Raw genomic sequence first — 13,133 nt, 5'->3', positions numbered from 1 at the left:
GTTGTGCTTATACGTGTTTGTAGTGGGCAACTTTAGTTGCTTCTCCATCAATTAAATGACCGATTTTCCCACGCCATTCGTTATACTTTTCAGTTTCAACAAAGTTCTTGATATGAGCCTCTTTAGAATCCCATTCCACTAATAATAAATACTGGTTCTCATGTTCAATTCCGCGATTAAGAGAGTGGGAGATGTACCCTTCTGAAGTTTCTAGAAGATGGCCTGCTTCTCCTACTGCCTTCTCAAACTCTTCATGTTTACCATCTAGTACGGTGAAAATTGCTACTTCTTTTACCATGTTGAATCCACCTTTCACATATTCATACGTGCCTTTCCATTGTTGCGCGTTCTACACAATCGGTCAATTAAATCGCTTATCCTTACTAAGTATGAGGTAAAAAGTCGAATTCAATTCTAAGCATAAAAAGGCATCTTTCATTACAGGATAAAGGTAACGAAAGAAAAGAGGGGAACGCAATGAATTGGATTTCGATTATACCGTTTCTTGTAGTCGTGGCAGCTGCCATCTGGACGAAGCAGGTAATTCCTAGTTTACTTCTTGCTGTCATTGTGGCTGGATTTCTTGCAGACCCACATTGGCTGTCAGGCATGACGACTAGCCTTGGCTTTGTTATAGAAGGGTTAACGGACCGCAACAATTTAAAGATTATTGTATTTCTCTATGGATTTTCTGCACTAATAGGACTTATACGTATTTCAGGCGGGATTAAGGGGTTTGTTCAATCAGCAACGAAACGCATTCAAACGAAACGTGGAGCCCTAATACTAACTTATATTTCCGCAATCGGGACATTTAGCGCTCCGAGTTTTCGAATTGTCACCATTGCTCCCGTAATGAAAGCAATGATTCGGAAAGTCCCTATGTCAAAGCAGGAACTTGGCTTTGTCATTGAAACTACGGCTTCTCCTCTTATTGTCCTCATCCCTGTCGCAACCGCCTTCGTCGGGTATATGAGTTCAGTCATTGAGCTTTCACTCTCACAGGCTAATGTAGAGGGGGATGGCTATTCGTTGTTCCTATCTAGCATCCCGTTCAATTTCTTCGCCATTATTATGATCCTAGTAGGGATTTACCTTAGCTTCTTCCATCGGAATAAAAAGTCAGCCACAGATGCTGAACAATCAAAAAGCGATAATAAAGAGGAAGAGGATGACAAATGGGAGGATTGCCATGAGGCGGTTAGGAAGGAATTACCCGCTAAGCCTTGGAACTTACTGGTGCCGTTAGCTTTGGTCATTAGTCTTACCTTCTTCTTTATGTATACGTTAGGGGTCGTTAAAGGGGAGAAGTCGGGCTTCCAGGCACTCATTAATGATTATGTGTTAGATGCCATGGTGCTCGCAGTTGCTGCTACTTTAATCGGGTTTGTCCTTTATTTAAAGTGGTCTGGGCATGCGTTACGAACGCTCATGAATGAAACGGTAGCGGGTGGGAATGAAATGATGAATGTCATTTTGCTTCTTGCATTTGTTTGGGGGCTGAGTCAAGCGTCTGAGACGCTCCATTTCTCTGACACAATTGCCTCGTCTCTCAATTGGATCCCGCCTGCCTATGTAGCAGGAATTGTGTTTATCATTGGGTGCTTACTTTCTTATTTTATCGGTTCCTCATGGGGGACTTGGGGGATTCTAATGCCAGTTGGTGTCTCGATTGCTACTGTATCGGGAAGCGACCTTTCCATTGTCATTGGTGCAGTCTTTGCAAGTGGGGCATTTGGGGCATTTTCGTCCCCGCTCAGTGATAACACCAACACGACGGCAGGCATCCTTGGTCTAAATGCCGTCAGTTATGCGAAGTTTAAGTTAAAGCCTGCACTTATCTCAGCAGGGGTGGCCCTTGTTCTTTATATCGCATTGCCATTTATTCTGTAAGAGGGGGCTATATTGTGCAACTAACAAATGGGTCGTTACTTTGGACGTCCACCTACTCCAATCCTCCTTCTTACCCTCCGTTAAAAGAAGATGTCACGTGCGATGTCATTGTTGTAGGCGGAGGAATTTCAGGAGCGATTATGGCGCATAAGCTTAAGCGAACCGGGTTAGATGTGGTTCTTGTAGAGCAGAATCGTATTGGCCACGGGGCAACGGCTGCGAATACGGGTCTATTGCAGTTCTCAAATGACAAAACGCTCACTTCTTGTATGAATACCTATGGGGAACAAGCTGGAGCTCGCTATTACGAACTCTGTTTAAGGGGGATTGAAGAACTTGAACGATTATCCTTTGAAAGTGCAATTGACCCGGAATTTCAGAAGCGGGACAGTCTTTATATGGCTAGTTCTATAGAAGATGTAGAGATGCTTGAGGAGGAATACCGGAACCTATACAGCTATGGATTTCCCGTGCGGTTGTTAGAGAAGCATCAAATTGAGCGTCGTTACTCCTTCTCGAAAGAACTGGCTATTTATGCGAGACAGGATGCTGAAGTAAATCCATATAAACTAGCAATTGGCCTTGTACAACAAGGAGTGCGGGAAGGGTTGCGTGTTTATGAACACACAGAAGTTCGTCATGTAGACGAATCGTCTGATGGTGTTGTAGTTATAGTATCAACGGAACAAAGGATACATGCAGGCTATGTAGTGTATACAACGGGGTATGAAGCACAGGAGATTAAACGCAATGCAAATGCCTACTTACAAAGCACGTATGCCATTGCGACCTATCCTGTTCGTCACTTTCCAGGGTGGTACGAGCGAACATTAATTTGGGAGACAGCCAGGCCCTATTTATATCTACGAACTACAGCTGACAACCGAATTATCGTGGGTGGGAAGGATGACCAGAATCCACATGCCGAATATCGTGAGCGACATTTGCTCGGAAAACGAGATGCGTTGCTTAAGGAATTAACAACGTTGTTTCCGAAGCTTCAAGGTGTGAGAGCAGAATATGCATGGGGGGCAACTTTCGGTAGCACACACGATGGCTTTCCTCTTGTTGGCCCTCAGCCAGAATTTCCGCGTTCTTTCTTTGCCCTTGGATATGGAGGAAATGGGACGGTGTATGCCACGATTGCGGCTGATCTCATAGTTTCCTTTATTACGAAGGGAGACCATCCAGATGCAACACTCTTTTCGTTTTACCGTCAAAACGCCCGTTGAGGCGTTTTTTTGTTTTGGAAACCCTTACAAGAAGAAATACAAGCCTAACTTTATAAAATTCCACCGTTATTGTTGACAATTTTCAGAATTCTTATATGATAGGAATATACTTCATGTTAGGAAACCTAACATAACATGTTAAGGGGGAATTACATTGACGGACGTAACAGCTTTAATGAACAGTATGTGGACAATGGTGGCGGCGGTGTTAGTCATTTTAATGGTGGGTGGGTTTATTCTTCTTGAAGCTGGTTCAACTCGAATGAAGAATGCAGGCCACATTGCAGGTAAGACAATCTTCACATTTGGCATTGCTTCACTCGTCTTCTGGGCGGTTGGATATGGATTAATCTTCGGTGAAGGGAACGCATTTATAGGATTATCGAAATTCTTCTACGGTGGTGAAGTCGAAGCATCCTCAGATCTAGCCGAGTCCGTCTTTTTCTTCTTCCAGCTCGCTTTTGCTGGAATTTCGATTACCATTGCCTTCGGAGGTTTCGCCGAACGCGCTAAGTTAGCCTCATATATTATCTTCGCAATCTTATTCTCTGTCTTCATATACCCAGTTGTTGCGCATTGGATTTGGGGTGGTGGTTGGTTAGCAGGTCATGGCAAGCAAGACTTTGCTGGTTCTACCGTTGTACACCTGACAGGAGCCATGGCTGCGCTGGCGGCAACTTTAATTCTTAAACCTCGTATTGGCAAATACAATCGTGACGGTAGTGTCAATGAAATAGAAGGTCACAACCAAGTGTATACATCTCTAGCTGTCCTGCTATTGTGGGTGGGGTGGTTTGGATTTAATGCAGGAAGTACGGTTTCTGTAGATGGGGCGTTCTTCGGATATGTAGCTTTGAACACAAATCTAGCTGCGGCAGCTGGAGCGGTAGCTGCGATGTTCATCGCCTTACTTGTTACAGGTAAAGCGAACATTTCAACAATGTTGAATGGAGCCTTAGCCGGACTTGTTGCTATTACCGCATCGTGTGCATTCGTTGCGCCTTGGGCGGCGGTTGTTATAGGGTTAGCGGCAGGAATTCTTGTCCATTACAGCATTCAGTTCTTTGAGAAGCGCAATATCGATGACCCAATCTTTGCGCTGAGTGTTCATGGAACGGCTGGGGTGCTCGGAACGTTATCAACAGGCTTCTTCGCTACACCTGAACTCGCAGCTGCGAATGGTGGTTTGCCAGGTCTATTCTATGGTGGAGGATTCCAACAGTTAGGTGTTCAAGCGTTAGGTGTTGGAGCGAGTGGTTTATACGCATTCGTCTTATCCTACGGCTTCCTTTGGATCATCAATAAAGCGCTTGGAGGAATGCGCGTATCGAAAGAGGAAGAGTTGCTTGGTCTTGATATGAGTGAGCATGGTTCTTATGGATACCCTGAAGTGTTCAACGGGAGAACTGTAGAACAATCAAAAGCGAATTAATACTGAAGTGCCAGCGCCGGATGAGCGCTGGCTTTTTTGTGTGCTCAATTCTACAATAAGGGAAAGTCTAAAGAATTAGGTAATACAGGAGGGGACATGATGGAGAGGCGTAATTGCTTTCAATGTAAGCATTTCTACACGACATGGAACCCGGCCTTTCCTAGAGGGTGTAAGGCATATGGCTTTAAGGGTCGTGAACTTCCGTCCGTAGTCGTGCATCACGCCACAGGGGAACCTTGTAAGGCGTTTGAAGTGAAGGGGAAAGCTTCTGGCTCAGTGCAGGAGAAAGGCGGAAGAACATCATCATTTGATTTCCGGTTATAGACGACTGCTGTGTATAGGGGAGTCGTTTATGTGTAAGTCGTTGGTGTAAAACTGTGATAAAAGTTGGTAAATGTCGAAATTTCAGAAAAAACCTTTGTTGACAACGCTTCCGTATGGTATGTTAATTCATATTTTTCTGAAAAGGAGAGTGAATGTATGGCTAGAGAGAAATGGGGGTCAAAGCTTGGCTTCATGCTTGCTTCAATGGGGAGTGCTGTAGGCCTCGGGAATATATGGCGTTTCTCTTACGTTGCTGGAGAAAACGGTGGGGGAGCGTTCTTGCTCTTATATCTATTATTCGTGTTTATCATCGGAATACCGGTCCTATTGGCTGAATTCTCGATCGGTCGTGAAGCCAGTAGCGATGTCGTTGGGTCCTATCGTAAGCTTGCCCCCAAACGCCCGTGGTATATCGCGGGAGGACTAGCAATCCTTTCCACCTTTTTAATTCTTGGATTTTACGGCGTTATAGCTGGATGGGCACTTTATTACATGTCTCAATATGTGACGGGTGCGCTATGGGATACGCCGCCTGGAGGGTACGCTGAGACCTTTGCTTCCTTTACGCAACATCCGGTCCAACCCTTGTTCTGGCACGCGTTGTTTCTTGTCTTAACCATAGCCGTGGTGCTGACAGGTGTGAAGAAAGGAATCGAGAAAGCTAGTCGAATCTTTATGCCGGCATTAGCGCTGATGTTGATTGCGCTTGCGGTCTATAGTGTGACGTTAGAGGGAGGGCGTGAAGGTTTGGCGTTCTTGTTCCAACCTGACTGGTCTAGCTTAACGGAACCATCTGTTTACCTAGCTGCGTTGGGGCAGGCCTTCTTCTCCTTAAGCATTGGCGTGGGTATCATGATGACGTATGGGGGCTATCTTTCTAAACGGGATTCCCTTCCGTCTGCCACAGTTGGTGTTGGCATTATGGATACTTTATTTGCCGTGATCGCAGGGGTCATGATCTTTCCGGCGGTATTTGCGTTTGGGATTGAGCCGACAGCGGGCGCTGAGCTTGTCTTTATCACAATGCCTGGCATCTTCCAGGAGATGGCTGGTGGCGCCATCGTTGGTTTTGTATTCTTCTTGTTACTCGTTGTAGCGTCCCTGTCTTCTGCAATTTCGCTGCTTGAAGTTCCGGTATCCTTTGTGAAGCGAAAGTTTGGTTGGTCGAGAGCGTTTGCGAGTGTTGTAATTGGAGTGGTGATGTATGTGCTTGGTGTAGTCGCCTCGCTCGGAATGGGTAGATGGGCTGGTGTAACACCAATTGGTGACTACAACATTATGGATTCGATGGATTATCTCTCGTCTAATATTCTACTTCCGATAGGTGGGCTAGCAGTCGCTTTATTTGTCGGATGGCAATGGAAGAAGAATGAGGCGCTTCGTTCAACGGATATGGTTCATGTGAACCGGTTTGTGCGAATGGCGTGGTATGGATTGGTCAAATATGTAGCGCCAATCTTGATTGTTATTATCTTTTTAAGTTCAATTGGACTTATTTAACTCATTAAGCCTTGTTGCCTTTTGGTGACAAGGTTTTATCATTTTGTCACCGATAAGATTGAATTGTTCGTGTTATACTCTTACATAGAATGCAATCAACTAGAACGTACAAGGAGGAACCAAGCATGTCTGTTTCCTACGATACAATTTTAAAGAAGATGATGGGCGAGCTTCAACAAGCTCAAGCTCATCCGAATGAAGAAGCCGAAGTTCGCCAGCACGTACGTGCAGCGAGGTTGCTCGGGGACTTAATATTAGGTGAAGCGGGTTCTGTCGAGGCCGCGCAGCAGGTGCCAAATTCCCAGCCGCTAAGGTCATCTGTTCAGAACCCAACTGTCTTCACGCCGCAGTCAAACTCTGTGCCAATAGCAGAGCCGGCTGCAAAGGAAGACAAGATTAATCATGAAGAAGCAAATGGTTCTTCATTATTTGATTTCTAATGAGAGGGGACATACGTTAGATGAAGCTATTTCTACTGCTTGGAATTGTGAACGGATTTATTGCTGTGGCGCTAGGTGCATTTGGTGCTCATGGTTTAGAAGGAAAGATTCCTGAGAAGTATTTGTCAACTTGGGAGAAAGCGGTTGATTATCAAATGTTTCATACAACGGCCCTGTTGGCTGTTGGGATTTTAGCAGGAATGATGAAGAATATTAGTTTCACAGGTGCCGGATGGTCGTTCCTAATAGGGATCATTCTGTTCTCAGGCAGTCTGTATTTGTATAGCGTTACCCAAGTGAAGACGTTTGCGATGATTACACCGCTTGGTGGAGTTGCCTTCCTTGTTGGATGGGTTCTACTTGGCTATTCTGTTCTGAAATTCGTCTAGAAGAACAGTAGAACCGAGAATAGTAGAAGCAAAAAGGTTTGCAACGCTTTAATGCCAACGTTTAATCGATCGTTTTGACTAAGGTGTATCAACGCTTCCGAGGCTAAACTTCCTGCTAAAGCTATCAGGATGAATAGCAACAAGAAGTTATACGAACGAAAGAAAAGATAAAGCACCCCGAGGAATAGGGCGAAGCCAACACAAGCGAGTTGTAGTTGCATAAACTTAACGGCTGGATGGCGCTTCATGGCTAGTCTCCTTTCCGAACAAAGAAAAACCTTGCTGAAGCCTATAGGCAGCAAGGTTTTTTCTATGTCGTTGCCTAGCGAGGATTGTATTTGACCATGTTCGAGGTGTTGCCACCGTATGGATACGCATAGTTTAATTCTTCATCAAACGTAATATAGTCTAAGTACACCATTAACAACAAATAACGAGTGCCTGTTTCTTGATCGCTCAAAATAATGTGGTCGCGGCCAGCTGCCTCAATACGCCCTTTAAAGACTTTCGCGTTCCATTCATCATTATTCTCAAACGTCATGTAAACTGTTGCTGTTTTCCCTTTATTTAACCGCAATATGTTTTCAATATAGGACTCTTCCTCTGGCAACATCCCCTGGACGTTATTGGTGAATCCTGGATTTTGTTGAGATGGGAACATGGGAACCTGAAGTTGGCCTTGCCCTTGAGGCTGCATCTGACCCTGCCCCCCTTGTTGACCTTGTGAGTAAGGATACATCATGGGTTGTTGGCTACCATTCCGATACACATTCTGTGCATAGTATGGATAGCCATATGAGTTATTTTGATTCTGTTGACTCATGTCAAACAGCACTCCCCTCATTAATATGCTTTCGGACATTCGGACTGTAATGGATTGAAGAAGCAGTGTGACTTGTAACGGCCGATGTTATACTGGCCGAACCACTGGGCGGGACAGCTCCCTTCAGGTCTGAAGAACCACAGCGAATTTGTTGCAGGGTCGTAACGCATGCCATCAATCACCTTTTTCGCCAATTTCTTATCTTTCTCCCGTGCACGCTGATAGAAATAACCCTTCTGTGTAGCTTCAAACCCTCCTGGACTTTGATACACCATTTTGTCTAGCCGGTCGATATCCTTAAAGTCTAGACAGTTCACTCGGACACGGTTTACTCCGGTATTTCCTACCATCAACATGCCTAGCTTCCCGTCACCCTCAGCCTCCGCTCGCATTAATCGTGCCAACAACTTCAAATCAGATTGGTTATACGGAACAACAGCCATCTTTACCACCCCATCTGTAGGCATCTACACCTAACGTATGAGCTTATGTCTTTCTTAGTTCCACGTAAGAGAAGATAGATAAGTTCCAAACAACCCCTGTCACATACTTATGTATTGAACGAGTGAGATATGCTTAGTTGTAACGGCCTCTGTAGATATAAAAAAAAGCCTCCCTTTGCAAGTTGCAAAGGGAGGCTTAGGGTCGAATATTGTCTATATGCTTAGTTATCTATCGTAAAGGTTTATTCGTTTACGTGCAAGAACTTTGGTAATTCTTCTTGCTTCAGTAGATTTCCTACATAGAAAGAGCCGAACTCGCCATAACGAGCACTCACTTCGTCGAAGCGCATTTCGTAAACAAGTTTCTTGAACTGAAGTACATCATGAGCGAATAGCGTAACGCCCCATTCCCAATCATCAAAGCCTACGGAGCCTGTGATGATTTGGCGAACTTTACCTGCATACTTACGTCCAATCATGCCGTGAGAATACATCAGCTTTCCGCGCTCTTCCATTGGGAGCGTGTACCAGTTGTCGTTACCTTGGCGGCGCTTGTCCATCGGATAGAAGCAGATATAGTCCCATTTCGGTAGAGTAGGCTTTAAGCGTGCCTGCAATTCAGGGTCTGTATCCGGGTCTTTGCCTTTGGCCAGGTAGCTTGATAATTCTACAACAGATACGTAGGAGTAAGCGGGAACTGTGAATTCAGCGAACTTCGTTTTGTTCAGCTCAGTCTCCACTTCATTTAGTTCATCCATAGTAGGGCGAAGAATCATCATGATTAAATCGGCTTTTTGGCCAACAATTGTATATAAAGCATGGCTGCCTTCTTTGTTTTGTTCAGTTAGATTCCACTTGTCGAGCAGTTGATTTAATTCCGCTAATGCGGTTTCTCTTTCGTCGCTGCTCGCCTTCTTCCAAGCGGTCCAATCTATCTTACGCAAATCGTGTAGGCAATACCAGCCATCAAGTGTTGTTACTGCTTCAGGCATTCGTCTCGCTCCTTTTCATCGGATTTAACTCTTCAATCGAACATTTAATCCCACTATAACATAACTCGGTTTTCATTAGGAAACCCTTAACATTAAGGGGCGTGAACATCCCGTGAATGATCACACGGAATAAATAAAAATTTTATTAAGAGAGGGTCTTCTTCTTTCGTTTGAACACAAAAAGCGATATCATATAATACAGATATTACTTGGAGGGATACATGTATGAGCGATTTGTTTACGACACTTAAAGGCAAGTTATCCGGTTCTAACAAGAAAATCGTACTTCCAGAAGGTACAGACGAACGAATTCTAGAGGCGGCTAGTAAGCTAGCCCAAGAAGACCATGTACAACCTGTACTAGTCGGGAATGAAGAGAAAGTAACACAGAAAGCCGCTGAAATCGGTGTATCTGTCGAGGGCGTTCACATCCTTGACCCTGATACGTATGAAGAATTTGATGCAATGGTTGCAAGCTTCGTTGAACGCCGTAAAGGGAAGGCTACAGAAGAACAAGCACGTGAGGTCCTTAAGGATGGAAACTACTTCGGCACGATGCTTGTCTACATGGGCAAAGCGGACGGCCTTGTAAGTGGTGCTGCACATTCCACAGCAGATACGGTACGTCCAGCGCTTCAAATTATTAAAACGAAGCCTGGTGTGAAGAAAACGTCTGGCGTCTTCATTATGGTTCGTGATGAAGAGAAATATGTATTTGCAGACTGTGCCATCAACATGAATCCAGACAGCCAAGACCTTGCAGAGATTGCACAAGAAAGTGCGAAAACAGCAGAGCTATTTGGCGTAGATCCTCGCGTAGCGATGTTGAGCTTCTCTACAAAAGGTTCTGCCAAGTCTCCTGAAACGGAAAAAGTAGCAGACGCTGTACAAATTGCGAAAGAGCAAAACCCTGAGTTAACACTTGATGGAGAATTCCAATTTGATGCAGCCTTTGTCCCATCTGTTGCTGAGAAGAAAGCTCCAGATTCTGAAATTAAAGGTGATGCGAATGTGTTCGTATTCCCAAGTCTAGAGGCTGGAAACATCGGATACAAGATTGCTCAACGCTTAGGAAACTTTGATGCAGTTGGTCCAGTTCTTCAAGGACTAAATGCGCCTGTAAACGACCTTTCTCGTGGTTGTAGTGCAGACGATGTATACAAGCTTTCCATCATTACTGCAGCTCAGTCTTTATAAGGACGGCAGAGATTAACTAAAGCAAGAAAAAGCACTGGTTTCCGTTACTCGGATTCCAGTGCTTTTTTATTTCTTGCTACCATTTGGTCGTATCTTACATCGAATGAAGCCATTTCTTCATCTGAAAGAGGATCATTCATGACAGATCCTGATAAACCATGCAATAAGTATAGGATTCTGTTTCTTACATCTTCCATGTGAAGTTCCTTTCCGAATAGTTCGGAAAGAGAAGCCATTGTATTTGGTTTAATCGTTGGATAGGTGAAGCGTGTTTCTTCTCCCTTTAATCCGATTTCGTAGAAGTCTCGAATAAGTTTCGCTCGTTCTGAGCCGCTTCCGTTTACACATAGGTAAATTTGGACGGCTGTTCCGTTCTTAACTCGGCGTTGGGAGATTCCAGCGAATTTCTTTCCATCAATGCTTAAGTCATAGGTTCCAGGGCAATAAGAACCTGTAATCTCATAGGCTTCAATCTCTTTGCCTTCTTCTTTGAATAGTTGTTTCGTAAATTCAACCATGGCTTCATACCCGTCGTGAATGTCTAATGATTTCGCGTCAGGGAAAATGAGCGATATGTTCATAACCCCTTCATCAAGTACGACGGCCAAACCACCTGAATTCCGGACAACGACTCGATAACCTTGGTCGTTTAAGTGCGCAACTCCTTCATTGAAATAAGGAAGTTTCGCATCCGCAATTCCCATAACAATGGTGTTATGATGAACCCATAGTCGCGCAGTAGGGGGCGATTTATGCTCTCCTACAGAAATGGCAAGCGCATCATCCGTTGCGAACGATTGCATAGCAGAAAATTGCGGACCGTATTCAGATTGGTTAATAAAGCGAAATTGAGTGGGCTTAAGGATTTCGTTTGTTGATTTCATCGTCGTGCTTCTCCTTTATCTAGCAATTCATCTGTCTATTATAGCAGATGATTCACGGTTGCATCTTCGGGCAGAAATTTTGTACAATACATAAGTTGTAAAAATTGAGAGCTGTTTAACTTGCTAATGGGTACGACCAACGTTATAAAGAGTATCAAGGAGTTTCATTCTTCGACAAACTCTTTTACAATTAGAAGCATGACGTTTAACAAGCATTCCTTTTAGGAGTTAAATCGGATATAATGGAACAAATTACCTGTAACAAAATGGGAAGGGTAGAATTATGTCGTACGAAAATGAGCAATTAAACGAAGAAAAAGTGTTTAAAGACCCCGTCCATCGTTATGTACATGTACGAGATCGTATCATCTGGGATTTGGTTGGAACCCCTGAATTTCAACGTTTACGCCGTGTTAGACAGCTCGGTACCTCTTATTTAACTTTCCACGGAGCAGAGCATAGCCGTTTCAATCATTCCTTGGGTGTGTATGAAATCGTTCGTCGCATCTTGGACAACTTTAAAGATCGACCGAACTGGAATAAAGAGCAACGGATCTTATGCTTAACTGCTGCTTTGCTACATGACCTCGGACACGGACCTTTCTCGCATTCGTTTGAGAAAGTGTTCAAATTAGACCACGAAGATTATACACGTGCCATTATACTCGGAGACACGAATGTGAATCACATCTTGCGTCGAGTAGATGATGACTTCCCTCAGAAAGTGGCTGATGTCATTAACAAAACGTACGAGGATAAGCTTGTGGTTAGCCTAATTTCATCACAGATTGATGCAGACCGTATGGACTACTTACAGCGAGACGCCTACTTTACTGGAGTGAGCTATGGTCACTTTGATATGGAACGTATACTTCGTGTGATGCGTCCAATGGAAGACCAAGTGGCTGTGAAAGAAAGTGGGATGCATGCTGTTGAAGATTACATCATGAGTCGTTACCAAATGTATTGGCAAGTTTACTTCCACCCAGTTACAAGAAGTGCGGAAGTCATTCTGACGAAAATTCTACACCGTGCGAAGGACTTGTACGAATCAGGTTATGTCTTTAAGTTTCCTCCAAACCATTTTGTTTCGTTCTTTGAAGGGAATGTAGACTTACAGGATTACTTGAAGCTTGATGAGTCTGTTACACTCTTCTACTTTCAAACTTGGAAAGAGGAAGAAGACCGGATTCTTAGCGACTTGTGTGAGCGATTCATCAATCGCCATTTATTTAAATATGTAGAATTTAACCCGAATTTACAAATGAGTGAATGGATGGAACTGCATAAGTTGTTCCAAAAGGCAGGAATTGACCCAGATTACTACCTAGTGGTTGATTCGTCTTCGGACTTACCTTATGACTTCTATCGACCAGGAGAAGAGGGCGAACGGTTACCGATTCACCTGTTGCTTCCAAATGGGGAGTTAAAGGAATTGTCGAGACAATCTGAAATTGTTGAAGCCATTTCAGGAAAGAAACGGACAGACCATAAATTGTATTTTCCTAAGGACCTCATTGAAGGATTGTCCAATCGAAGTAAGACGAAGAAGCGGATTTTGGAAATACTGTACGAATAGGAGAT

The 13,133-nt window shown here is 44.0% G+C and carries 15 protein-coding genes; 9 read left to right on the top strand and 6 right to left on the bottom strand.

Annotated elements, in window-relative coordinates:
* Positions 1 to 7: 7 nt before the first annotated feature.
* Positions 8 to 298, bottom strand: a complete 291-nt coding sequence (locus H513_RS0101255) for an antibiotic biosynthesis monooxygenase family protein (RefSeq protein WP_026799068.1) — start codon at positions 296 to 298, stop codon at positions 8 to 10.
* Between the two features lie 179 nt (positions 299 to 477).
* Here H513_RS0101255 and H513_RS0101250 point away from each other — a divergent pair, with 179 nt between their 5' ends.
* The 7 genes from H513_RS0101250 to H513_RS0101220 all read left to right on the top strand — a co-directional run bounded on the left by H513_RS0101250 (position 478) and on the right by H513_RS0101220 (position 7,210).
* Positions 478 to 1,893 (top strand): Na+/H+ antiporter NhaC family protein, encoded by a 1,416-nt coding sequence (locus tag H513_RS0101250; protein WP_026799067.1) that lies wholly within the window; start codon positions 478 to 480, stop codon positions 1,891 to 1,893.
* A 14-nt stretch (positions 1,894 to 1,907) separates the two neighbouring features.
* Positions 1,908 to 3,125 (top strand): NAD(P)/FAD-dependent oxidoreductase, encoded by a 1,218-nt coding sequence (locus H513_RS0101245; protein ID WP_026799066.1) that lies wholly within the window; start codon positions 1,908 to 1,910, stop codon positions 3,123 to 3,125.
* 175 nt (positions 3,126 to 3,300) lie between these two features.
* Positions 3,301 to 4,557, top strand: a complete 1,257-nt coding sequence (locus H513_RS0101240) for an ammonium transporter (RefSeq protein WP_036768935.1) — start codon at positions 3,301 to 3,303, stop codon at positions 4,555 to 4,557.
* 99 nt (positions 4,558 to 4,656) lie between these two features.
* Positions 4,657 to 4,881, top strand: coding sequence for a hypothetical protein (locus H513_RS0101235; RefSeq protein ID WP_197057391.1), 225 nt, complete (start codon positions 4,657 to 4,659; stop codon positions 4,879 to 4,881).
* A gap of 156 nt (positions 4,882 to 5,037) precedes the next feature.
* Positions 5,038 to 6,381 carry a sodium-dependent transporter gene (locus H513_RS0101230; protein WP_026799063.1) on the top strand — a complete coding sequence of 448 codons (1,344 nt, stop codon included), beginning with the start codon at positions 5,038 to 5,040 and terminating at the stop codon, positions 6,379 to 6,381.
* Between the two features lie 125 nt (positions 6,382 to 6,506).
* Positions 6,507 to 6,821 (top strand): YwdI family protein, encoded by a 315-nt coding sequence (locus H513_RS19385; RefSeq protein ID WP_036768801.1) that lies wholly within the window; start codon positions 6,507 to 6,509, stop codon positions 6,819 to 6,821.
* Positions 6,822 to 6,841: 20 nt separating this feature from the next.
* Entirely contained in the window at positions 6,842 to 7,210 is a 369-nt protein-coding gene (locus tag H513_RS0101220) for a DUF423 domain-containing protein (RefSeq protein WP_026799062.1), read from the top strand.
* Here H513_RS0101220 and H513_RS0101215 read toward each other — a convergent pair.
* The 4 genes from H513_RS0101215 to hemQ form a co-directional block, all read right to left on the bottom strand.
* Positions 7,207 to 7,458 carry a hypothetical protein gene (locus tag H513_RS0101215; RefSeq protein WP_026799061.1) on the bottom strand — a complete coding sequence of 84 codons (252 nt, stop codon included), beginning with the start codon at positions 7,456 to 7,458 and terminating at the stop codon, positions 7,207 to 7,209. The genes H513_RS0101220 and H513_RS0101215 overlap by 4 nt on opposite strands.
* Positions 7,459 to 7,532: 74 nt before the next feature.
* Complete coding sequence (gerQ, locus tag H513_RS0101210) at positions 7,533 to 8,033, bottom strand: spore coat protein GerQ (protein ID WP_026799060.1); 501 nt, start codon at positions 8,031 to 8,033, stop codon at positions 7,533 to 7,535.
* Positions 8,034 to 8,053: 20 nt separating this feature from the next.
* Positions 8,054 to 8,476: a cell wall hydrolase gene (locus tag H513_RS0101205; RefSeq protein ID WP_026799059.1), complete on the bottom strand. Its 423-nt coding sequence runs from the start codon at positions 8,474 to 8,476 to the stop codon at positions 8,054 to 8,056.
* 242 nt (positions 8,477 to 8,718) lie between these two features.
* Positions 8,719 to 9,468 (bottom strand): hydrogen peroxide-dependent heme synthase, encoded by a 750-nt coding sequence (gene hemQ, locus H513_RS0101200; protein ID WP_026799058.1) that lies wholly within the window; start codon positions 9,466 to 9,468, stop codon positions 8,719 to 8,721.
* Positions 9,469 to 9,693: 225 nt separating this feature from the next.
* On the opposite strand from hemQ, the gene pta reads away from it, so the two are divergent.
* Entirely contained in the window at positions 9,694 to 10,665 is a 972-nt protein-coding gene (gene pta / locus H513_RS0101195; RefSeq protein ID WP_026799057.1) for a phosphate acetyltransferase, read from the top strand.
* Between the two features lie 44 nt (positions 10,666 to 10,709).
* Here the strand turns inward: pta and lipL are convergent, their stop codons facing one another.
* Complete coding sequence (gene lipL / locus H513_RS0101190; protein WP_026799056.1) at positions 10,710 to 11,549, bottom strand: octanoyl-[GcvH]:protein N-octanoyltransferase; 840 nt, start codon at positions 11,547 to 11,549, stop codon at positions 10,710 to 10,712.
* 283 nt (positions 11,550 to 11,832) lie between these two features.
* On the opposite strand from lipL, the gene H513_RS0101185 reads away from it, so the two are divergent.
* Positions 11,833 to 13,128 carry an HD domain-containing protein gene (locus H513_RS0101185; RefSeq protein ID WP_026799055.1) on the top strand — a complete coding sequence of 432 codons (1,296 nt, stop codon included), beginning with the start codon at positions 11,833 to 11,835 and terminating at the stop codon, positions 13,126 to 13,128.
* Positions 13,129 to 13,133: the final 5 nt, after the last annotated feature.

This window comes from Pontibacillus halophilus JSM 076056 = DSM 19796 (assembly GCF_000425205.1).
Classification (GTDB): Bacteria; Bacillota; Bacilli; order Bacillales; family BH030062; genus Pontibacillus_A; species Pontibacillus_A halophilus.
This window is presented reverse-complemented; position numbering and strand designations above follow the sequence as displayed.

Coding starts and splice junctions, on each gene's coding strand:
- pta (WP_026799057.1), top strand. CDS start 9,694: ATGAGCGATTTGTTTACGACACTTAAAGGCAAGTTATCCGGTTCTAAC.
- gerQ (WP_026799060.1), bottom strand. CDS start 8,033: ATGAGTCAACAGAATCAAAATAACTCATATGGCTATCCATACTATGCA.
- H513_RS0101215 (WP_026799061.1), bottom strand. CDS start 7,458: ATGAAGCGCCATCCAGCCGTTAAGTTTATGCAACTACAACTCGCTTGT.
- H513_RS0101250 (WP_026799067.1), top strand. CDS start 478: ATGAATTGGATTTCGATTATACCGTTTCTTGTAGTCGTGGCAGCTGCC.
- H513_RS19385 (WP_036768801.1), top strand. CDS start 6,507: ATGTCTGTTTCCTACGATACAATTTTAAAGAAGATGATGGGCGAGCTT.
- H513_RS0101235 (WP_197057391.1), top strand. CDS start 4,657: ATGGAGAGGCGTAATTGCTTTCAATGTAAGCATTTCTACACGACATGG.
- lipL (WP_026799056.1), bottom strand. CDS start 11,549: ATGAAATCAACAAACGAAATCCTTAAGCCCACTCAATTTCGCTTTATT.
- H513_RS0101220 (WP_026799062.1), top strand. CDS start 6,842: ATGAAGCTATTTCTACTGCTTGGAATTGTGAACGGATTTATTGCTGTG.
- hemQ (WP_026799058.1), bottom strand. CDS start 9,468: ATGCCTGAAGCAGTAACAACACTTGATGGCTGGTATTGCCTACACGAT.
- H513_RS0101205 (WP_026799059.1), bottom strand. CDS start 8,476: ATGGCTGTTGTTCCGTATAACCAATCTGATTTGAAGTTGTTGGCACGA.
- H513_RS0101185 (WP_026799055.1), top strand. CDS start 11,833: ATGTCGTACGAAAATGAGCAATTAAACGAAGAAAAAGTGTTTAAAGAC.
- H513_RS0101255 (WP_026799068.1), bottom strand. CDS start 298: ATGGTAAAAGAAGTAGCAATTTTCACCGTACTAGATGGTAAACATGAA.
- H513_RS0101240 (WP_036768935.1), top strand. CDS start 3,301: ATGAACAGTATGTGGACAATGGTGGCGGCGGTGTTAGTCATTTTAATG.
- H513_RS0101230 (WP_026799063.1), top strand. CDS start 5,038: ATGGCTAGAGAGAAATGGGGGTCAAAGCTTGGCTTCATGCTTGCTTCA.